The organism is Paenibacillus sp. 01T422, assembly GCF_056398785.1.
Genome location: NZ_JBFTQB010000138.1, coordinates 1 through 21,395 on the forward strand (window position 1 = coordinate 1; position 21,395 = coordinate 21,395).

At 49.4% G+C, this 21,395-nt stretch carries 18 protein-coding genes; 7 read left to right on the forward strand and 11 right to left on the reverse strand.

The window, feature by feature from the left end:
* Together AC1DUA_RS10455 and AC1DUA_RS10460 are read left to right on the forward strand one after the other, a co-directional pair.
* The coding region (locus AC1DUA_RS10455) for a YCF48-related protein (RefSeq protein WP_477499677.1) at positions 1–664 on the forward strand (664 nt) is incomplete at its 5' end.
* A gap of 149 nt (positions 665–813) precedes the next feature.
* The gene (locus AC1DUA_RS10460) at positions 814–1,806 is read left to right on the forward strand and encodes a C40 family peptidase (RefSeq protein WP_477499678.1); all 993 of its coding nucleotides are present in this window, start codon (positions 814–816) and stop codon (positions 1,804–1,806) included.
* On the opposite strand, the gene AC1DUA_RS10465 is transcribed toward AC1DUA_RS10460, so the two are convergent.
* The 5 genes from AC1DUA_RS10465 to AC1DUA_RS10485 form a co-directional block, all read right to left on the reverse strand.
* The gene (locus AC1DUA_RS10465) at positions 1,803–2,531 is read right to left on the reverse strand and encodes a polysaccharide deacetylase family protein (protein WP_477499679.1); all 729 of its coding nucleotides are present in this window, start codon (positions 2,529–2,531) and stop codon (positions 1,803–1,805) included. The genes AC1DUA_RS10460 and AC1DUA_RS10465 overlap by 4 nt on opposite strands.
* 56 nt (positions 2,532–2,587) lie before the next feature.
* Positions 2,588–3,082 carry a hypothetical protein gene (locus AC1DUA_RS10470; protein WP_477499680.1) on the reverse strand — a complete coding sequence of 165 codons (495 nt, stop codon included), beginning with the start codon at positions 3,080–3,082 and terminating at the stop codon, positions 2,588–2,590.
* A gap of 24 nt (positions 3,083–3,106) precedes the next feature.
* Positions 3,107–4,288 (reverse strand): MGDG synthase family glycosyltransferase, encoded by a 1,182-nt coding sequence (locus AC1DUA_RS10475; protein ID WP_477499681.1) that lies wholly within the window; start codon positions 4,286–4,288, stop codon positions 3,107–3,109.
* 78 nt (positions 4,289–4,366) lie between these two features.
* Positions 4,367–4,945: a thymidine kinase gene (locus tag AC1DUA_RS10480; RefSeq protein ID WP_477499682.1), complete on the reverse strand. Its 579-nt coding sequence runs from the start codon at positions 4,943–4,945 to the stop codon at positions 4,367–4,369.
* A 179-nt stretch (positions 4,946–5,124) separates the two neighbouring features.
* The gene (locus AC1DUA_RS10485) at positions 5,125–5,769 is read right to left on the reverse strand and encodes an HD domain-containing protein (RefSeq protein ID WP_477499683.1); all 645 of its coding nucleotides are present in this window, start codon (positions 5,767–5,769) and stop codon (positions 5,125–5,127) included.
* 414 nt (positions 5,770–6,183) lie between these two features.
* Here AC1DUA_RS10485 and gltB point away from each other — a divergent pair, with 414 nt between their 5' ends.
* Together gltB and AC1DUA_RS10495 are read left to right on the forward strand one after the other, a co-directional pair.
* A complete protein-coding gene (gene gltB, locus AC1DUA_RS10490; protein ID WP_477499684.1) occupies positions 6,184–10,776 on the forward strand; it encodes a glutamate synthase large subunit in 4,593 nt (1,530 codons plus the stop codon).
* Positions 10,777–10,844: 68 nt separating this feature from the next.
* Positions 10,845–12,329: a glutamate synthase subunit beta gene (locus AC1DUA_RS10495; protein WP_477499685.1), complete on the forward strand. Its 1,485-nt coding sequence runs from the start codon at positions 10,845–10,847 to the stop codon at positions 12,327–12,329.
* An 846-nt stretch (positions 12,330–13,175) separates the two neighbouring features.
* Here the strand turns inward: AC1DUA_RS10495 and AC1DUA_RS10500 are convergent.
* Complete coding sequence (locus tag AC1DUA_RS10500; RefSeq protein WP_477499686.1) at positions 13,176–14,453, reverse strand: MFS transporter; 1,278 nt, start codon at positions 14,451–14,453, stop codon at positions 13,176–13,178.
* A gap of 68 nt (positions 14,454–14,521) precedes the next feature.
* Here AC1DUA_RS10500 and AC1DUA_RS10505 point away from each other — a divergent pair, with 68 nt between their 5' ends.
* Positions 14,522–14,848, forward strand: a complete 327-nt coding sequence (locus AC1DUA_RS10505) for a hypothetical protein (protein ID WP_477499687.1) — start codon at positions 14,522–14,524, stop codon at positions 14,846–14,848.
* A 425-nt stretch (positions 14,849–15,273) separates the two neighbouring features.
* Here AC1DUA_RS10505 and AC1DUA_RS10510 read toward each other — a convergent pair whose 3' ends face one another.
* Both AC1DUA_RS10510 and AC1DUA_RS10515 read right to left on the reverse strand, forming a co-directional pair.
* Positions 15,274–15,798, reverse strand: coding sequence for a LuxR C-terminal-related transcriptional regulator (locus AC1DUA_RS10510; RefSeq protein WP_477499688.1), 525 nt, complete (start codon positions 15,796–15,798; stop codon positions 15,274–15,276).
* Complete coding sequence (locus tag AC1DUA_RS10515; protein WP_477499689.1) at positions 15,798–16,892, reverse strand: sensor histidine kinase; 1,095 nt, start codon at positions 16,890–16,892, stop codon at positions 15,798–15,800. Before AC1DUA_RS10515 ends, AC1DUA_RS10510 begins: the two co-directional genes overlap by 1 nt.
* Before the next feature lie 98 nt (positions 16,893–16,990).
* On the opposite strand from AC1DUA_RS10515, the gene AC1DUA_RS10520 reads away from it, so the two are divergent.
* Both AC1DUA_RS10520 and AC1DUA_RS10525 read left to right on the forward strand, forming a co-directional pair.
* A complete protein-coding gene (locus AC1DUA_RS10520; protein ID WP_477499690.1) occupies positions 16,991–17,962 on the forward strand; it encodes an ABC transporter ATP-binding protein in 972 nt (323 codons plus the stop codon).
* Positions 17,946–18,893 (forward strand): ABC transporter permease, encoded by a 948-nt coding sequence (locus tag AC1DUA_RS10525; protein ID WP_477499691.1) that lies wholly within the window; start codon positions 17,946–17,948, stop codon positions 18,891–18,893. Before AC1DUA_RS10520 ends, AC1DUA_RS10525 begins: the two co-directional genes overlap by 17 nt.
* A 79-nt stretch (positions 18,894–18,972) precedes the next feature.
* Here AC1DUA_RS10525 and AC1DUA_RS10530 read toward each other — a convergent pair whose 3' ends face one another.
* The 3 genes from AC1DUA_RS10530 to AC1DUA_RS10540 form a co-directional block, all read right to left on the reverse strand.
* Positions 18,973–19,707: an HAD family hydrolase gene (locus AC1DUA_RS10530; protein ID WP_477499692.1), complete on the reverse strand. Its 735-nt coding sequence runs from the start codon at positions 19,705–19,707 to the stop codon at positions 18,973–18,975.
* A 94-nt stretch (positions 19,708–19,801) separates the two neighbouring features.
* Positions 19,802–20,254 carry a bactofilin family protein gene (locus AC1DUA_RS10535; RefSeq protein WP_477499693.1) on the reverse strand — a complete coding sequence of 151 codons (453 nt, stop codon included), beginning with the start codon at positions 20,252–20,254 and terminating at the stop codon, positions 19,802–19,804.
* A gap of 5 nt (positions 20,255–20,259) precedes the next feature.
* On the reverse strand, positions 20,260–21,288 hold the full coding sequence (locus tag AC1DUA_RS10540; protein WP_477499694.1) for a M23 family metallopeptidase: 1,029 nt from the start codon (positions 21,286–21,288) through the stop codon (positions 20,260–20,262).
* Positions 21,289–21,395: the final 107 nt, after the last annotated feature.

The following is a 21,395-nucleotide window of genomic DNA, read 5'->3' on the forward strand; positions in this document are numbered from 1 at the left end:
ATGGACGAATATGCCTGTACCTGACGGTATTACGGGAGACTCCTATTTCCATGATGCCAGCAACGGATGGGCTGTCAAGCAAGGGCAAGGCACCGTGGAAGTTGTGAGAACACAGGATGGAGGCAAAACTTGGAAGAGTGTGATGTCCCGCAATAATGCCGCTAATCTCACAGGCTCCGTAATTCGTTCCGCTGGAGCGAACGATGCTTGGATTGAGCTAATCGGGGAGTCAGGGATGACCCAAACTTCGTATTCCTTGTTCCACACGAAGGATGGCGGGAAGACCTGGCTGACGGTGATTGCCAACAGCACCGCTGGAGGCGGGCCGGCCCCTGGTATCGCTGCAGGTGATACCGCAGGGCCGAAGAACACGGGCTCGAAGCCCGGGCCGCTCTACGTCGTAAGTCCCGACGTAGCCTTCATGGGCGGCCAGTGCCCGAGCTGCGACAAGCCGAACTCCGTCGGATGGACGAAGGACGGCGGTCAAACCTGGGTGAACGGCAAAGAGACGTTCACTGGCTATGGCGAGCTTCTGCTGGGCATGGCAGATGCGAATCAAGGCTGGCTGATCACGAATGACAATGAGCAGCCTAGCGTGATGTACACCACCGGCACAGGTGGTGTGAACTGGACGAAGGCGCATACCTTCGATGCACCGAAATAACAAAAAGCCTTACCGGAAGCGGACTGCTAACGGTAAGGCTTTTTCTCACATCCATGAAATTCCAATTGTCACGACCCCCTGACCTCGGGAGTGGAGTGAGAATGGTATGTGTAGACTTGCTATCTCTGCACATACACAGGAGGTCAGACATGCTTGCCCCTAAATATACGATATCTACGCTAGTCATCGCACTTGCCGTGCTCATTGGTTTTACCGTGCAAAATCCAGAGAACATGGCGCTGAACTCGGCATATACGAATACGAATGATCATAAACCGCAATCAACGGAACCGACTCAACCTGCCGAAATGGCGACTCCAGAACCAACACCCTTGGCGACGCCTATACCAAAAAGTACGGTGGAGGCAGTTACTTCCACGTCATCTCCGGCGCGGACAGCTAAGCCAATTGCGAAGCCTTCAGCGACGCCAATAGCAGCAGTTCCAAGCACTTCAATTTCTCCACCTGCTCTCCAACCTAGTGAAATGGAAAGTCCCACAGCGGCTCCAGTTGCAACGATAGCCGTGCAAGGGAACGTTGTTCCGCAGGCAAGCCCTACACCGTCTGCGGTTATTGCTGCGACTGCGACACCTTCTATGAGTAAGCCGATGACAGAACAAATTCGCGAGCTAGATGACCCCGTTCCGGGTGTAAAGAAAGTGAATCTCGCTTCCGCCGAGATCGTGAAAATCAAAGAACAATACGAACAAATAGCGGCTTCCGATAGCAAGGACGAACTATGGAAACGTAAAGCCGACCATCTCATAGTCAAAGGAATGAGCTTCCTGGGTACTCCTTATGCTTTCGGAGCGAAGGAAGGTCAAACCGACTCGTTCGACTGTTCCTCCTTTCTCGAGTACCTATTTGCGACCCAAGAGGTAAGCTTGCCACGTGATGCAGGGCAGCAAAGTGAACGAGGAACAGAGGTGTCCATCGTTGAACTGCACGAGGGCGATCTCGTATTTTTCACAACGCCCAAGCGAAAAAACAAAGAAGGCAGCGAGCAGATCGGCCATGTGGCGGTCTATATAGGTAACGGACTTATCCTGCATACTTTTCGCCCAGGCATCGGCGTAACCGTCTCGGAGTTGGATTCCGTCTGGAAAGATCGCTTTGTTAAGGCCAAGCGTGTGCTGCCTTAATGAATTTTTGCAGGAATGGCCTTGTTATAGCCCAGAAGCTCTGATACGGTGATTAACTTGTATCCCCTGTTTTTTAATTCCGGCAAAATAATCTTCAAGGCTGCAATGGTTTGCGTTGGGCCTTCAATGTAGTCATGAAACAGAACAATGTTCCCATTTTTCGCATTTTTCAGCACCGTGTTCACAATGCGATTGACCCCCGGAGTATCCCAATCCTTCGTATCCAGCTGCCAGCTCCACATGATCATTTTGTAGCCTTCATCCTTAACGACAGACACAAGACGCTCATTATAGAAGCCCCCAGGCGGCCGAAACAATTGTGACCGCAGTCCAGTTTTCGCAACAATCAAATCTTCCGTCGTGTTCAGCTCTTTCTTGATGTTGGTATTTCGCCCGATGTAGGCATGGCTATATGTATGATTAGCAATCTCATGACCTTCTCGAGCTGTTTGTTCCAGAACATCGGGGTAGAGCTGAATTTTGTTGCCGACAACGAAAAAAGTCGCTTTCGCGTCATACTGCCTAAGCAGATCTAGAACTTGAGCCGTATACTTAGGATGCGGGCCATCATCGAAAGTAAGGGCGATCACCTTCTCATCGGTATTCACTTCCCAGACAATTTCCCCGCGTGTTTCATAGTAGGTACGGTCTTTTTTAGGAGCGGCACTGGCTGCTACTGGCTGCATCAACAACAAGCAAATACACAAAGCTGCAATGATTCTCATGATGTCTCCTTCGCCTATTTGATACAAGTAGCGTTTCCAATTATCCTCAAAGGAATTCAAGATTTCGGTGGTTCGCTCCCGTTTCCACTGCCATTCCCGTTTGTATTTCCATTTCCATTGAAAAAAGTAGTCGTGAGCGCCTTGATTTTTTCCATAAATTTACCATATCCGTACCCGGTCAAAAAAGCGATAGAGATGCGTGCTGACATGGAATCGTCAACTTGCAGCAGCATAATGCCGCTCTCGAACAAGACGATGGTGATGATAGCGGAACCGAAACAGAGGATAGGCCGCATGAAATACCAATACATCCACTGCGGAGTCAGGTCATGATAATGCTCGTGGAACATCCTCAGGCCATATAACGCTCCACCCAAAGCACCAGCAAAGCCAAAGCACGCATATTCATGATACTGGCTTAAGTCAATGCCTAACAGCTTCCCCTGAATGGACCCACTGCCAAGCACGGCCATCATCCAGAGACTGCCGATGAACCATGCGAGCAAATAAACAAAGATAGTCTGCTTGCCGAAACGTTTCAAGGGGTCCAAAAAAAATCACCGCCCTATACATGGTTAATACCATTGTATGAGCGGTGTTGTTGTTGATGCCTGATGATAAGGGCGTTGGTCGGATAACTTTAAATACTGAATGATCGCTCTAGAGCAATCTTGGGCACCGAATTTCTGATGCTCGCGGATCGTGACGCGGCGTTTCGAGAGCTCGGGATACTGTTCCAGCAGCAGCTTGAACCAGTGATCGACCATTTCGAGCGATGTAATCATTTGACCGTAACCTTGATCCTGGAAATACTGGCAATTCATTTCTTCCTGCCCTGGAATGGCGCTGTAGAACAGCATCGGAATGCCTTTGGCCATGGCCTCTGTGCAGGTCATCCCACCAGGTTTGGTGATCAATAAATCCGAAATGTCCATCAGCTTATTAATCTCATTGGTGTACCCAATCAGATGGATATTCGGCTGCCGGAAAATCTCTTCTTCTAGGAGCTGCTGGCGCGCTTTCTCGTTCGTCCCGAGACAGATGAGAAGTTGTATATCCTTGCTCCAACTAGCCAAATACGTTAGCAACTCTTTTTTTTCTTCCTTTTTAAAAACACCCCAACCGCCGCCCATCACCATCACTGTAGGCATAGCGTTAAGCCCGAACTGCTTGCGGGTCTGCACTTTGCTATGCTCGAGATGGAAGTCAGGATGCACGGGAATACCTGTGACTTCAATGTTCGTCTCCGGTACGCCGCGGGCGATAAGACGATCCTGCACTTTCGGCGTCGACACTAGGTACTTGTCTACAGCAGAGTCAATCCAAGTGCCATGTACATCGTAATCGGTAATGACTGTGAATAGAGGCACGGTAAGTCCGGCACGTTTCAAACGAGAAACGATGATGCTCGGAAAGGGGTGCGTACACACGATAATATCTGGTTTGAGCTGCTTGATGATCGCTTTGGTTTGAGAATAAAACATCCGATGCAGGAAGAGTCCTGCAAAGCGGCCCAGCGACTTTTCATATTGATTGCGGTAAAGCATACCATAGAGTTTGGGTTGTGAAGTAACCGTGCGGCGGTATGCCGAGAAGATCCAAGGTGCAAGGGTAGGGTGCAAAAATGCGCCGAGCTCAATAACACGCGTAATAATTTCCGTAGAGTTTTGTCTCAGCTCAACGGAAAGTGCGTGTGCAGCTTGTGTATGACCTTTCCCGAAGCCCTCAGATAAGAGCAGAATCCGTTTTTTTCGCAAGGAACTCACCTTTCTTTAACAAACATATATCAATCTTATTCGTAGATTAGACGTAATTTTCGGCTAAATCCCTGCAAGTTAACCGTTCAGCGATGCTTTCAGCTTCGATGCGTAGCATTTGCGGCAGACAGGGACGTAACTCTCATTGCCGCCAATTTGAATCTGCTCGCCATGGAAAATAGGCTCTCCGTCCTTGCAGCGCATATTCATAATCGCTTTCTTGTCGCAGTACCAGCAGACTGTTTTAATTTCCTCAATCGTGTCCGCTGCTGCAATTAGTGCAGTGCTTCCTTCAAAGAGCTGCCCCATGAAATCCGCCCGCAAGCCATACGCGATAACGGGGATGTTCAGATCATCAACAATTGTGATCAGCTGCGCGACCTGTTTTTTGTTCAAGAATTGCGCCTCATCCACAAGAATGCAGTTGGGAGATTCTACTTGCGCCAGTTCAATCATATCCAAAGTATCGTCTACAACAATGGCATTTTTTTGCATACCAATTCGGGATACAACCTTGCCAACGCCAAAACGGTCATCAACGACGGAGGTTAAAAGGAGAACTTTTTTACCTTGTTCTTCATAATTATGCGCTACGCGCAGTACTTCAATGGATTTACCGCTGTTCATCGTACCATAACGGAAATATAATTTTGCCAAGCTGGGCCAGTCCCCTCTGAAGATCTAGGATCGATTGGATGTATGACTATAGGTTGAAAAAATAAGTTGCTGACAGAGATTGAAGCTCTTCTAATTTCACGGCAGCTTGGAAGCTTGTTTCCGAAGCAGGTTTGTCGCCGATCAGCGGCTGTTTCTTATATATTTTACGAATATTGACTTCAATACGCAAGGAAGGGTGGGCTAAGGAAAATACGGTGGTCTTCCACGACTGCATGAATAAGGGCGGCGGCCGTTTCTTCATCTGTTTCTATATAATTCCCGCGAAGGCGAAGCTTTCTGACGAGATCGGCAGGCGGCATAAGCTGCTGCCCTGCATAGTAAGTATCCCGCAGAAAACTGTCCAGATGATCAAGACCCATCAAGGAAGTTTTGTTCGTTAAAGGGCTATCCTGATTCAAAATGGACACGATCGCAGCTGGTGAGATACCGTGCTCAGTCAGGATGTCAGCAACCGTCCCGTTCAGGATCAATCGCTCTGTATGTTGATGGTGGTCATAACCGAGTGTTCGTTCCACCGCATGCGAAAAGGGCAAATGGCCGATGTCATGCAAAAGTGCAGCAATGCGAAGCAAAGGCTCGTCCGGGCAAAAATGGGCCATCAAGGACCATACACCAACTGTGTGCTCGAACCGAGAATGGGTCATTGGTGAAAAAAGCGCGGAAGCTCCGAAGTGATGCAAAAACTTCAAACGGCGTACCGGCTGCGATCGGAAAAGCTGGACTTCAACCGGATGGGCTGGTATGTGCCACTTATAAAGGGGCTCCCAAATCATCCCAGTCGAAAAAGTATGCTGTAGACTCAAAGCAGCGTTCCTCCTAGGCTGTGGAATCTGGATGTATATTTCATTTCAGCGCATTAGCTATCATAGCATGAAACATAGAAAGTTTGCTATCATGAGCGTATGAAATGGGAGCGTAAAACATGCACGACAAGCTGCAGATCCAATGAAAAAGGGGACAGAAGGTCATCCTCAGCCGTCACTTCCTTTTTTTAGGACTATCTTATAAAAATATTAAAATGAAAACCTTTACATTTAGATTGAACTATACTATTTCTGGTGTTAATATAATATAAAAAATATTGAGACTATTTCATCAATTTGAACTATTCAATATATTTGGATGGAATAGGCGTCACCATGTTTCGACAATTTCATACTTTAAAGCGTACATTGGACAAAGTGAGTCCAAAAACCAGAAAAGAAAGGTTGCACAACATGACCAAAAACGGGTTACCTCCCAAGCAAGGATTGTACGATCCTCAGTTCGAGCGTGATGCCTGTGGTATTGGCTTTGTAGCCAATATCAAAGGTGTGAAATCGCATGAAATCGTCAAGCAAGCGCTTCGTGTACTTTGCAATTTAGATCATCGCGGTGGTCAAGGCAGTGAGCAGAACACAGGCGACGGAGCGGGAATTTTGATGCAAATTCCGGATGCGTATCTCCAAATTGCTTGTGCGGAGGAGAACATCAAGCTTCCTGCAGCAGGTCACTATGGTGTAGGTATGGTCTATTTGCCTCAAGATCTGGAGGCACGCCAAGCATGCGAGAAAATCATTGAGCGCATTGTTAGCGAGGAAGGTCAGCAATTCTTAGGTTGGCGAACTGTTCCTACGGATAACAGCTCACTTGGAGAATCCGCACAGTCGGCAGAACCTTTCGTACGCCAAGTATTTATTGGAGAGAATGCAAGTGTGGTGAGCAATCTCGAATTTGAACGGAAGCTGTATGTTATACGTAAACTTTCTGAGAACGCTATCAAATCATCTCTTCCTGATGCGCAATTTTACTATTCCAGCTTGTCTAGTAGAACAATCGTTTACAAAGGAATGTTGACACCCGAGCAGGTCGACGCTTACTACGTGGAGTTGCAGGACGAGAAGGTAGAGTCTGCGCTTGCGCTCGTTCACTCCCGTTTCAGTACGAATACTTTCCCAAGCTGGGAGCGTGCGCATCCTTACCGCTACCTGATTCATAATGGTGAAATCAACACTTTGCGTGGAAATGTGAACTGGATGTATGCGCGTCAGGCGATGTGTGATTCGGAACTATTTGGCGAGGACTTCAAACGCATTCTTCCTATTATTGATACTGACGGCTCCGATTCGCAAATGTTCGATAATACACTTGAATTCCTCATGCTTTCAGGACGCTCACTACCGCATGCAGCGATGATGATGGTGCCTGAGCCGTGGTCCAAGCATGAGTCAATGGATGATACCAAAAAAGCGTTCTACGAATACCACAGCACACTCATGGAACCGTGGGATGGACCGGCAGCAATTGCTTTCACGGACGGCAGCCAGATCGGCGCTATTCTTGACCGTAACGGTTTGCGTCCATCGCGTTATTATGTCACTACAGATGATTTGATCGTTTTGGCCTCAGAAGTTGGTGTCTTGGATATTGAGCCTGAACGAATTTTGTACAAAGATCGCCTCAGACCAGGACGCATGCTGCTCGTCGATACCGTAGCAGGCCGCATTGTAGCCGACGAGGAGATCAAAAGCGGCATTGCCAGCGAGCAGCCTTATCGTGACTGGTTGAACGAGCATCTTGTGTCGCTTGAAGATTTGGACGATGCGCCTATTGTGCTTGGTTCTGATCATGATACGGTCTTGCAGCGTCAGCAAGCTTTTGGATATACATTTGAGCAACTTCGCAAAATTCTTGAACCTATGGCCAAAACAGGTGTAGACCCTATCGGCTCTATGGGCACGGATGTGCCTCTTGCGGTGCTGTCCGATCGGCCACAACTGCTGTACAACTACTTTAAGCAATTGTTCGCGCAGGTCACGAATCCGCCGATTGATGCGAATTTTGAAGAGATTATCACAGCGCAAGGCACCACCATTGGGCCAGAGCGCAATCTGATAAGCCCTGAGCCGGCGAGCTGCCGTCAAATTCGTTTGAAAACGCCGTTCCTCTCGAATGAAGAACTAGCGAAGCTGCGTCATATTCAGCGTGACGGCTTTAAGACGGTAACGCTGCCTACGCTGTTCGAAGCCGCTCAGGGCACGGCTGGCTTGGAGAACGCGATGCGAGCTCTTTATACAGCCGCAGATGGAGCCATCCAGGACGGTGCTTCCCTGTTAATTCTTTCAGATCGCGGCGTGGACGGCCAAAAGGCGCCGATTCCGGCGCTGCTTGCGACGTCAGGACTTCATCATCATTTGATTCGCCAAGGCACACGGACCAAAGTTAGCTTGCTTGTCGAATCTGGCGAGCCACGTGAAGTGCATCATTTTGCGCTGTTGCTTGGCTATGGCGCAGGGGCGATTAATCCGTATTTGGCATTGGAGACGTTAGATGACATGATCAGACGCAATCAGCTTGTCGGCATGGATCATGATAAAGCAACTTATAACTACATCAAGGCAGTGACCAAAGGCGTCGTCAAAGTTTTGGCAAAAATGGGTATCTCCACGATTCAAAGTTATCGTGGGGCGCAAATTTTCGAAGCGATCGGGCTCAGCCAAGAGCTGGTCGATGCGTATTTCACATGGACCTATACGCCGGTTGGCGGTATAGGTATCGACGTTGTGGCTGCAGAAGCGGTGCTTCGCCACAATCGTGCTTTCTCTGAGCAAGAGGGACGCGATAAGGTGCTTGATACTGGGGGCGATTTGCAGTGGCGCCGGGATGGGGAAGACCATCTGTACACACCGGAAACCGTACATGCCCTTCAATCGGCGGTTCGCACGAACAGTTATGCCCAGTACAAGAACTTCTCGAAACTCATCAAGCGTGAAGATGAGAAATATATGGCACTTCGCGGGCTGCTAACCTTCAAGGCAGGCCGCGGGCCGATCCCGATCGAAGAGGTGGAACCGATCGAGACGATTTTTAAGCGCTTCAAGACCGGAGCCATGTCCTACGGCTCCATCTCCAAAGAAGCGCATGAGACGATCGCGATCGCGATGAACCGCATCGGCGGCAAGAGCAACACCGGCGAGGGCGGCGAGCATCCGGAGCGCTTCACGCCGGATGCGAACGGCGACCTGCGCCGCAGCGCAATCAAGCAGGTGGCGTCGGGCCGCTTCGGCGTGACAAGCCATTATCTCGTCAATGCCGACGAGATCCAGATCAAGATGGCGCAGGGCGCGAAGCCCGGCGAGGGTGGTCAGCTCCCAGGCACCAAGGTTTACCCTTGGGTGGCTGAGGTTCGCGGTGTTACGCCAGGCGTAGGCTTGATTTCGCCGCCGCCGCATCACGATATTTATTCGATCGAGGATCTCGCAGAGTTGATCCACGATCTCAAGAATGCCAACCCGCGTGCACGAATCAGCGTTAAGCTGGTATCCGAAGTTGGTGTTGGCACGATCGCTGCCGGCGTAGCCAAAGGGAAAGCGGACGTGGTCCTCATCTCCGGCTACGACGGAGGAACGGGCGCGTCGCCGCAGACGAGTATTCGTCACGCGGGACTGCCGTGGGAGCTAGGTCTGGCGGAGACGCACCAGACGCTCGTGCTCAACAACCTGCGCAGCCGAATCACCGTCGAGACGGACGGCAAGCTGATGACAGGGCGCGACGTTGTCGTTGCTGCGCTGCTCGGTGCTGAGGAGTTCGGCTTCGCGACAACTCCTCTGATTACAATCGGCTGCGTGATGATGCGCGTGTGCCATCTGGATACTTGTCCGGTTGGCGTGGCTACGCAAAATCCGGAGCTTCGCAAGAAATTTGCCGGCGATCCGCAGCATGTTGTGAATTTCATGACCTTCATCGCACAGGATGTGCGTGAGCTGATGGCTGAGCTTGGTTTCCGCACCATTGAGGAAATGGTCGGCCGCACTGATGTGCTTGAGTCCAAGCAAGCTGTAGCGCACTGGAAAGCCAAAGGCGTTGATTTATCTCCGCTTCTGCACCAACCAGATGTCGGTGAGGACGTGGGCCGTTTCTGCCAAATGGCGCAGGACCACGGCTTGGATCGCTCTTTGGATGTTACCAAGCTGCTTGAGGTCTGTGAACCTGCGATTGAACGCAAGGAGCATGTGCACGTGAGCTTGGACATTGCCAACACGAATCGTGTTGTTGGCACGATCGTCGGCAGTGAAGTGACGCGCCGTCACGGTGTGGAAGGGTTGCCACACGATACCATTCGCTTACACTTTAACGGCTCGGCTGGGCAAAGCTTCGGTGCTTTTGTACCGAAGGGGATTACACTCTCGCTTGAAGGCGACGCGAACGACTACGTGGGCAAAGGGTTATCCGGCGGTAAAATTGTTATTTTTCCGCCTGCCCAGTCCACTTTTGTTCCAGAAGAGAATGTGATCATCGGAAATACCGCTTTCTATGGGGCTACCGACGGTGATGCCTACATTCGAGGTATTGCGGGTGAACGCTTCTGTGTAAGAAACAGTGGTGTGCGAGCAGTCGTTGAAGGTGTAGGCGATCATGGCTGTGAATATATGACAGGTGGCCGGGTTGTCGTTCTAGGATCGACGGGCCGTAACTTTGCGGCAGGGATGTCAGGTGGAATTGCCTACGTGCTCGACGAGAAAGGCGACTTTGCCGACAAGGCCAACAAAGAGATGATCCATCTTGAGCAGGTTGAGGAAGTTTTTGAAATGAATGAACTGAAAACGATGATTCAGCATCATGCTACTTTTACGGATAGCAGCGTTGCCCACCGCGTCATACAGCACTGGGACGAATATGTTTGGAAGTTCGTGAAGGTGATACCGAAGGACTACAAGCGGATGTTTGATGCCATCGAGAAGGTGAAACGATCCGGACTTGGCCAGCAAGAGGCCATCATGGTTGCTTTCGAGGCGAACATGCGGGATGTCTCCCGTGTCGGTGGAAACTAACGAATCAGAGCAGAGGCTTACGACGTAAGTTTTGTTAAGGCAAAACTCTTAGGAGGGACTAAACGTTCATGGGTAAACCAACCGGTTTTATAGAACATCGCCGTGAAGTGGCAACGGAGGCCGCTCCGCTGGTCCGAATTGGTCATTGGAAAGAGTTCGCGACACTGCTGACGGATGATAAATTGCAGACGCAAGGTTCAAGATGTATGGATTGCGGTATTCCGTTTTGCCACACTGGAGCTTTGATCAGCGGCATGGCTGCTGGCTGCCCGGTTAACAATCTCATTCCGGAATGGAATGATCTCGTGTATCGTGGGCAATGGCGGGAAGCGCTCGATCGCCTGCATAAGACGAATAACTTCCCAGAGTTCACGGGTCGTGTGTGTCCGGCGCCATGTGAGGGCTCCTGTACAGTGGGGCTTAAGGATACGCCGGTTACGATCAAAAGCATTGAGAAAGCCATTATCGATAAAGGCTTTACGGAAGGCTGGATCAGGCCTGAGCCGCCTGAAGTACGTACAGGCAAGAAGGTTGCCGTTGTAGGCTCGGGTCCTTCCGGACTCGCTGCCGCAGCGCAGCTGAACAAAGCCGGGCACTGGGTTACGGTGTTCGAGCGCGCGGACCGCGTGGGCGGACTGCTGATGTACGGCATCCCGAACATGAAGCTGGACAAAAAGTATGTCCAGCGCCGTGTGGACCTGCTTGAAGCCGAGGGCGTCACGTTCATTACCTCTGCGCACGTCGGTGTGAACTATCCGATTGAGAAGCTTCAAGAGGAGTTCGATGCCATCGTGCTGTGCGGTGGAGCCACCAAGGGCCGCGACCTTCCGATTGAAGGCCGCGAGCTTGGCGGTGTTCACCTGGCGATGGAATTCCTCAGCAAGAATACGAAAAGCTTGCTGGATACAGGGCATTCGGACGGTGAGTTTATCTCCGCCGAAGGCAAAGACGTGATCGTCATCGGTGGTGGTGATACGGGGACGGACTGCGTGGGCACCTCTTTGCGTCACAAGTGCAAAAGCGTGACGCAGTTCGAGATCATGCCGAAGTCTCCGGAGACGCGTCCGGCGAACAATCCTTGGCCGGAGTGGCCGAAGGTCCTCAAAGTAGACTACGGCCAACAAGAGGCTGCTGCGGTTCAGGGTGAGGACCCGCGCCAGTACTTAATCAACACGAAGAAATTCGTGGGGGATGAGCACGGCAACTTGAAAGAGCTGCACACGGTGTTGATCGAGTGGCAAAAGAACGAGAAGGGCGCGTTCGTGCCTGTGGAAGTGCCCGGCAGCGAGAAAGTGTATCCAGCTCAGCTGGTACTGATCGCGATGGGTTTCACAGGACCGGAGAACACGGTGCTKGATCAGCTTGGCGTCGCCAAAGACGAGCGCTCCAACGCGAAGGCGGAGTACGGGAAGTTTGCGACGAGCGTGGACGGCGTTTTTGCTGCTGGAGACATGCGTCGTGGGCAAAGTCTTGTCGTCTGGGCGATTAATGAGGGGCGCGCGGTGGCTCGTGAAGTTGACCGTTATTTGATGGGTTCGTCGAATTTGCCATAGAGTGGTAAGTTAAGGAAGAAAAATGAAGGAAGGCCCCTTAGGTTTGGGGCCTTCCTTTTTTGAAGAATTTATATGTTTAGGGTTTTGGGCTACCTCGGGTCACCCCGTGGTGCCATGGGATGCTTCGTTGCACTTTGTGCAACGTAGAGCGGTCTATTGCTTGCAATTCCAGCCCTCGTTGCACAAAGTGCAATCAATTTGGCGCAGTTACACGGAAACAGCGGTTTGGAGCCCATAATGTTGTACTAAGTACAATATAGGGGAGTGTGGAGGGCTAAATGCGGTCAGAGTGTTGCACAAAGTACAACATAGGGATTGCAAAAGTGCTATCGGCAAGTGGAGATGGAGCTTGTTAGTCGTTTGACTGAGCAAGAGGAGCAAGTGCTGACAAAGCTTGTTTATGAGATTTTTTTGTCGAACAAGCTTAATTTGGGGGAAGAGGTACAGGTAGACATTGTCCATGAGGTCTTTTTTATTGGGTAAAATGTGCAGATTAGACAAGGCGACGCTCGCTTTGTAGGGAAAGATTATCCACATGTGTGGCTGATAGAGCTAATTTGCTAGATTTATCGGACGTGTTAGATCTTTTGGACGAGCTAGATCAGTTGGACTTGCCAGATCTACTATCCCTGCAACATCTCCTGCACCTCCAGCTGTGTCTAACGGACTGAGCCGACTTTATTTACGACATTTCGGCTGGGTACAAGTTTTAACGGACTCAGGCGACGTTAACAGTCTTGAAATGACCTAATACAGCCATAAAATTCACAATTAACGTCTTCCCAGTCCGTTAGCTGCAAATAGGAAGCTGAATACTTAGAATAACGGCTTTGGAGTCCGAATCTCTCACTGGAACCGCCGAATCGCCGGTACACAAAGCACACTGGCAACAATAGCCAGACCGATCGAGGCGAATATCGTGATGGTGATTACGCCTCCGATTTGATCAGCAATCCAGCCGACTAGGAAATAGCTCAGTGGCAATAAGGCAAAAGAGCCTAACAAATCCAAACTGACCACCCGCCCGAAAGCCTCGGGGGGCACTAGCTCCTGAAGGCTGGTCTCCCAGATGAGCCCGAAGATCATGAGTCCGAAGCCTTCGACGGCCATGAGCAGCGAGAGTACAAAAGGTGACGTTGTGAAAGTCATCATCAGCAGCGCAGCGCCACTCAGGATCACTGCGCCATAGGCGATTATGCCCCGGTGATGCCACTGTCTTTTGGACCCAAAGAGAAGTGCTGCTGTAATAGCTCCAGCGCCGGAGCAAGTGATGCCAATCCCATACGCGAGCGGATCGAGCCCAAGATGAACCTTGAACAGCCAAGGGACGAGAATGACAATAATGCCCGTGTAGCAGATATTAATGAAACAAAAGGCGAGGATCGTAATCCAAAGCCAGGGATGACCTCGAAGGATCGTGATTCCTTCAAGGAATTCACGCTTCCATGCAAAAGGCTGATTGCTTGCTGGGTTTTCTGGTTTATTTTGATGCGAAACTAGTGATTTTTTTACTAACAACAGTAGGCACAGATAGGAGAGTAGATAGGTTAACGCATCCAAGCCGAACCCATAACTGGCGGACATGGAGGAAATGATGAGCCCACCTAGGATCGGTCCGATGATCCTGACCCCTTGATTGCTTACTTGTGTCAGCGCATTGGCGGCATTGCGAATGTCCGGTGTGAACACGGTTGCGCGCACAGCGGAATAAGCAGGGTGAAAAAGCCCTTCCATAAGCCCATATAGGCCTACCAAGCCGAAAAGTATGCGGACGGATAAGGCGTCTGAGTAAATAAGCACGGCAATAGCCAACATAACGATGAAGCGGACGATATCGGAAAGCATCATAATTCTCACGCGATCATAACGGTCGACAATCCATCCCGAGAGGGGGAGCATGAGGACGTAGGGCAGCATATAGGCAGTCATGACTAAGCCCATCATAGTCGTTGACCCCGTGAGTGAATAAACGACCATTGGTAAAATAACGGTTGTAACGGAGCCTCCAAGCATAGAAATGAGCTGACTTAGCCATAAATAAGGGAAGGAGCGTGATTGGATAAAAGGAAGCAGGAACTGGTCCAGCAGGCGTGGCTTCTTTTTGAGTGGTGCTTCAATTTGCATAGGAAACTGCCCCTTCAGTTAATTTCATAGGTTGAATAAAATAGAGCGAATCAAAAGGTGAACAATTCGTGAGCCAAGTAGCCGATCTTCAATCTCAGCTTCATGAGCACCTTGAGCTCCATAACAAGCAGCAGGAACAGCTGCTTCGGCAAATGAATCATCAGATGGAGCATAAGCTCTATGAGCAGATCATTGATCGAGTTGTTGGAAGACAAGACTCTTCGGTGGACGAGGAACGGATCGAGCTGCAGCTCATCGAAGAAACGCCGTCAACAGCGTTAACGCTAATTCCGGAAGGGCAGGCACAGGTGGAGCAGCCTACTTATTCCCGAGTGAAAAGCTACCGGAAAATCCGCAAGAGAAAAAAGGGCTTTCTGGAAAGACTTTTTGAGTAGTTAGGAGCTATGCAGTTATAAATAGCGGAACTACGTTCCACTATTTATCCGAAAGGCAGCTATATCGATGACGAGTGGGAACTACGTTCCGCTATTTCGCGGGTAAAGGCTTAAAAACAGCTGCTGGAGGCCAAATAAAGGCTTGTAGTTCCGCATAATGGCAGAAATAGCCGATTTATCCTAAATAGCGACCTCTAGTTCCCATAGCGTGTGGATCGGTGTGGGTCGCGTGTCAATCGCATGTGGGTCGGTGTGCGTCGCGTGTCAATCGTATGTGGATTGGTATGAGTCGCGTGTGAATCGCATGTGGATCGGTGTGAGTCTAATGTGAATCGCACTTGCCCGCTCCAAGCAAACAACAGCGATACAAGGTTAATTCTTGTATCGCTGTTGTTTGTTTTACCACTACGAACGGCTGCTTAACCCTAAAGCATACCTTCATCATGCGCCTTCTTAGAAGCCTGCACACGGTCGCGAACGTCCATCTTGGAGTAGATGCTGGAAATGTAATTTTTCACTGTGCCTTCGGACAGGAAAAGCTTCTCGGCGATCTCCCGGTTATTCAGCCCGTCAGCGATGCAGTGCAGCACCTGCACTTCGCGCTCGCTCAGTCCGTAAGCATCAGTGCGAGCCGGCTCCCCGCTAGCCGATCTTGAAAGCTCAGCATCGCGAGCGTTTGGTTCAGCGGCGCCTCTGGCTTGCTGGACGAGCATTCTCGCGATATCCTGCGGGATAAGGGTGCCGCCTTGATGCACCCATTTGAGGCCAGCAGCCAAATCCTTCGGATGTATGGCCTTTAGCAGATAGCCTTCAGCTCCCGCTCCCAAGGCGTCAACAACATAGGTGATCTCCTGGAAGGTAGTCAGGATAATGACGCGGATTTGCGGCCACGTCTCCTTAATCTTACGGGTCGCTTCGACCCCATCCATAACAGGCATATGAATATCCATCAGGACGACATCAGGGCTTTGAGTTGTTCTGTGCCGACGCCATCATCTTCGATGCGAATGCCGACACCCTCCTCCACATAATTGAGTTTGATTTCGACAGTGGTGGCGCGGCCATGCCGTTTGGCGTTCGTTAAGGACTCTTGCAAACAGCGAATGAGCGAGAGCTTGGTTTGCTTAGGAATATCAAATTCCTCTCCCATGGTCGTAAACCGGATCTGGGTGCCGGTGTGGAGAGCAAACTCATTAGCCAGCCTTGTTAGTTGTTGCGAGAGCAGCATGTCGCCTTCTTTGGGCACCATTTGATGAATGCTGCGCCGAACTTCTTCCAAACCGTTGCGGGTGACACCCCGCAGGACGTCTAGTTTCTCTTTGGCTTTGTCAGGCGCAGCTTCAATTAAATAGGAAACTGCGTCCATGCCCATGATGACGGAAGTAAAGGTATGTCCGACGGTATCGTGCAGCTCGCGAGCCATCCGATTACGTTCCTCCAGCAGAGTCAACTGCTCGATTTGGTTGGCGTACTGCTCTAGAGCATTATTTTGCTCATGGATTAAATAATATTGTCGTTGATTTTCTGCTAAAAGCTTTTCCGTCTTCTCATTAGAGGTTACAACTCTCTGCAAGCTAAGGCCGATCGCGAAAAACAGCACAGCATTAAGTATGATGCTAAACAGCTCACTAACACCCATACCCATATCTCGGTGAAGGATCAAATAATAGGCAACAGGCATCGCGACGAGTGAGATTGGAGCAGCCCACCAAGCATTTTTTCGATCCGTGAGGAATCCAATGACCATTAATGGGCAATTAATAGTAAGGTAGGCATCTTCTTGCATCCATGATAGATAGATTTGTAGAGGAATACCTGTGAGCAATACGGAAATTGGGTACATGGTTGTGTTAATGTAGGTAGGTCTCCAAAATAAAAAAGGAACACTGTAAGATAGAAGCAGGGCGAATATGGTTAAAAAGATATTACCGTGCTCATTCTCGTTCATATGGAGCAGCGCGTAAAGCAGGCCTAGCAGTACAGAGCCGGTCAAAACGATAAATAAGGACCACTCCACGCCATGCCACGGTCTTCTTTGAATCATAGAGGAACTCCTTTTAGGTTAAATCGTATAAGATCATTGTACATAATTGTTGGGAAAATCCATAGTGAGCGCAGTCATATTGTCAGCAGCAATCGTGTATGACTTATGACTATAGCGGTAAGGAGCGATATAAGATGGCAGCAGAAGCGCAAGACCAATCGCCGATTGTACAAATCGAGCGGATTACCAAACGAATCGGCGCTAAGACGATTATTGATCAATTAACGTTCGACGTCCCGCGGGGGGAAGTTTTTGGATTCCTAGGACCCAACGGGGCTGGTAAAACAACAACGATCCGCATGATGGTCGGACTCATGTCGATTACGGAAGGGGATATCCGGATTGGCGGTTATTCGATTCGGACTCATTTTGAACAAGCGATTCGCCATGTTGGCGCTATTGTTGAAAATCCGGAAATGTATAAGTTTCTGAGCGGGTATCACAATTTGGTCCATTACGCCAGAATGTTCCCGGGCATAGGAGAGGAGCGCATTCAAGAGGTCATTGATCTTGTAGGCATGGAAAACCGGATTCACGATAAGGTGAAAACGTACTCTTTGGGAATGCGCCAAAGGCTCGGTATTGCGCAAGCCTTGCTGCATAAGCCGGATGTGCTGATCCTGGATGAGCCTACGAACGGCCTAGATCCAGCCGGTATTCGCGAGCTGCGCGATCATTTGCGCAAGCTGACGCGCGAGGATGGCATATCGGTCATTGTGTCCAGCCATCTACTGACGGAGATGGAGCTAATGTGCGACCGGGTTGCCATTATTCAGAACGGCAAACTGGTGGATGTCAGGCTGATTAAGGAATATGCCCGAGCGGACGGCAAGCTTCATGTTGCTTTTGAAGTGTCATCGCCGGATAAGGCATTAGCTTTGGCTGCTGCACATTCTGTTAAGGCTGAGATGGAGGGCGATGATCTGATCTTGATGCTCGATAAGGAAGAAACTGCCCTATGGAATAAACGGTTTGTAGAGGCAGGAATTGCGGTTTACGGAATCCGTACGGCAACGAAGTCGCTGGAGGATCAATTCTTAGAAATGACGGGGAGTGATCCGATTGCTTAATTTAATCCAAAATGAACAGATGAAAATTTATCGCAGGTTGCGCACGTGGATACTGGGCCTGCTGTTGATCGTTATTGTCGTCTTAGCTGCTCTGCTTTCTCATCCGGGTGCTGATGCGGGGAACGATCAATGGAAGGTTAGGGCTACTGAGAACATTGAGCATAATAAGATAGAATTGGAACAGAACGAACTTCCGGAAAAATATAAAAAACAGGCACAGGAAGAAATCGTGCTTCAGCAATATATGCTGGACCATAATATTCCTCCAGAGGATAATACGCTCTGGGGTGGAGCGCTTCGGGCCTCAGGAATGATTATATTAGTGACGCTGTTTACCGTCATCATTGCCGGGGATATGGTGGCTGGTGAATTCACCTGGGGAACGATTAAGCTGCTGCTTATTCGTCCAGCCAGTCGGGCCAAAATTCTTTTGTCCAAATATATAACAACGCTCCTGTTTGCTGCGACCCTATTAATTCTCATGTTTATCACGGCTCTTATCGTGAATGGGTTCCTGTATGGCTTCCAGAGTATTGGGATTCCTCACCTGACGGTAGATGCAAAGGGGCAAGTGCATGAAGGGAGTATGCTGCTGTTCACGCTCGCAACCTATGGGATGAAACTGATTGAGCTCGTGATGATTGTGACGCTTGCGTTTATGATCTCGACCGTATTCCGCAGTTCCTCGTTGGCGATCGGTCTCAGCATATTTATCATGTTCGCAGGGCAGGTTATTGCCATGTTGCTCTTGAGATACAGTTGGGGCAAATACTTCTTATTTGCTAATACGGATCTTACGCCTTATTTGGACGGGCAACCGCTTGCGGAAGGAATGTCACTTGGATTTTCCATTGTTGTTCTGGTTGTCTACTTCCTGCTGTTCAACCTGCTTTCCTGGGAAATATTCCGCAGACGCGATGTGGCGGCGTAAGCCTCCTCACAGACAGAAAAAGACGATTCCTAAGGTTAATTGCAACCTGTGGAATCGTCTTTTTGCATTAGCGCATTACTTATTTCATGATATACGATTGAATGGTTGTGGGAACTTCCTGCAAGGAACCAAGCTGATAGAACGCACCTTGAGGTGCGATATCGATCGTTCCTGTGTTGTAGGCCCAGTCCTGCGCGACAGGAATGTGGATGGAGTGGATGCCCGCATGGAGGGCAGGCAGCACATCCGTTTTGACGGAGTTTCCGATCATCCACGTATGTTTGCGATCAAAACCTTGCTCATGCATGATCGTTTCCATGAATTCCTTGGTCTTATGCACCGTGACAAAGATTCGGTCATCAAAGTAGGTGTCCAGGCTCAGGTCCTTGACCTTCTTCATTTGAATCGATGCATCGCCGCCTGTGTACAGGAAGAGACGATGCCCAGCTTGCTGCAGCTGATCGAGCGTTTCGTTCATGAGTGGATAAGGTTCGACCGTGTATTCATAAACGGTATGGCCTAATTGCATCAGCCATGATTCTTCTTTGACACTCATTTTCCGGTTGAAATGCCCGCTAAACCATTGATACGTTTCAACAAAGGATTTGGGAAAACGATCGGGCATAAAGCCATGGATATGAATGCCGGCGAGATCAATTTGGAGCTGTTTTTGTTTAATATCATGCGCAACAAGCCCGTGTCCAGAAAACCATGTGAGCATGAGATCAACGAATTGGTCAATCACCACATCAAAATATTTATTGCAATGCACTAATGTATCATCAAGATCAAAAAGTATCGATTGTTCTTTCATAGGCCTTGTCTCCTGCATCAGTTAGAAATGAATTTCCAACCATTATACCACGCTCTTATCGCAACTCCTAGGATAGCATCAATAATGCCTTTCCTTACATAGCAATGGTATTTCCTTTATAAGCGCCATTCGTAGCGGATGCAGGCGGATTGCTGCTGTCCAGCTCGTTTTTTGGCTGAGGTGTTGCTGTAGGTACTGCTGTCTCCATTTTGCTGTTTCCCTGGAATTGTCCGCCTTCTTCAATAATGAAGGAAGCTGCGCTGATATTGCCTTGCAGCGAACCCGTTGACGTTATGGTCAGTTTGCCTTTGGTGATAATGTTGCCATGGACATTCCCTGCAAGAATCACATCTCTGGCTGAAACGTTGGACTTCACTACCCCGCGCTCCCCGATGATAACATCCCCAGCACATTCGATATCCCCTGTGATGCCGCCTTCAATACGAATACTGGCTTCGGATTTAATGCGTCCTTCAAAGGTGGTCCCTTCTCCAATCAACGTATCTGTCATATTTGGATTGATAAGATTTTTCTTGGATTTAAACATGATGTCTAGTCATCCTTTCGATTCGCTTTGAGATATGGTTTAGGATCAATGCTTTCCCCATTTTTGAGCACTTCATAATGAAGATGGGGGCCAGTGCTGCGTCCCGTGGAGCCAACTAGGCCTATAGTACTACCTTTGACTACGTTGTCTCCATTATTGACAAGAATTTTATTTAAATGCATGTACCAAGTGCGTAGGCCCTTGGAATGCTCAATGACGATGTTATTGCCGTGATAAATATCCTTTCCGGTACTGACGACTTTTCCATCAGCGGTGGCGTAGACGGCATCATTCTCCCTGGCTCCGAAATCAATGCCGGAGTGGAAGCTCGGGCGCTGCGTAAAGGGGTCGGTTCTATAGCCGAACGTCGAGGTGACGATCTTGATATTGGTCGGGTACAACGTTGGCGTAATGGCAAGCAGGTGCTGTTTATCGGCCACCTTTTGTTTCGTTTCGGTTAAACTGGTTTGCAGCCCTTTCACTTCACTGTTTAGCGCTGTAAAAGAGGCAGATGTCTGCTCGCCAAGCTGCATGATAGCTTCCTGAGAAGCTGGATTAGGACTTCCGCCTATCCCGCTGATGGCAGCAGGGGGAGTCTGTTCCTCCGTAGGTTTGTTTTCGTTATTTGCTGTTGTGCTGGCAACCGCTTTGCCGGTTTCGTTGGCATCTAGTCCAGCAATGGACTTGAGATCATTCTCGAATTTCTTCATTTCTTCGACTTGCGATTTCATCTGCTCCGCTTGCTGAGACAGTTGAATGACTTCATTTTGCAGCTCTTCAATTGCTTTGTCTTTCGAGGTTAAGGTGGCGTTCCATTGCTGGTTCGCTCCGCTAAGTTTAGCTTGCAGCGCATTGGCCTTTTTCGTGGTTTGCGCGTGCAGGGCATACGTAATGAGGGTTATAAGGAGCAGCAGTGAGAAGCTGGCCCCTGCGATATAAGCGAATAAATGGGGTACTCGAAACCTGACGACCGATTGATTGGCATCTGGTATGATCACCAGCGTCAGTTTTTTGGGTTTCCATTTGAGCTTCATAAAGGCTAATTTGTCTCCTTGTCGTGGTTGAATTTGGTAAACTATATCTAACAACATGATTCGTCATGATCCGATAAAAACCTTCCTTATACCTACTGGTCCTAGTC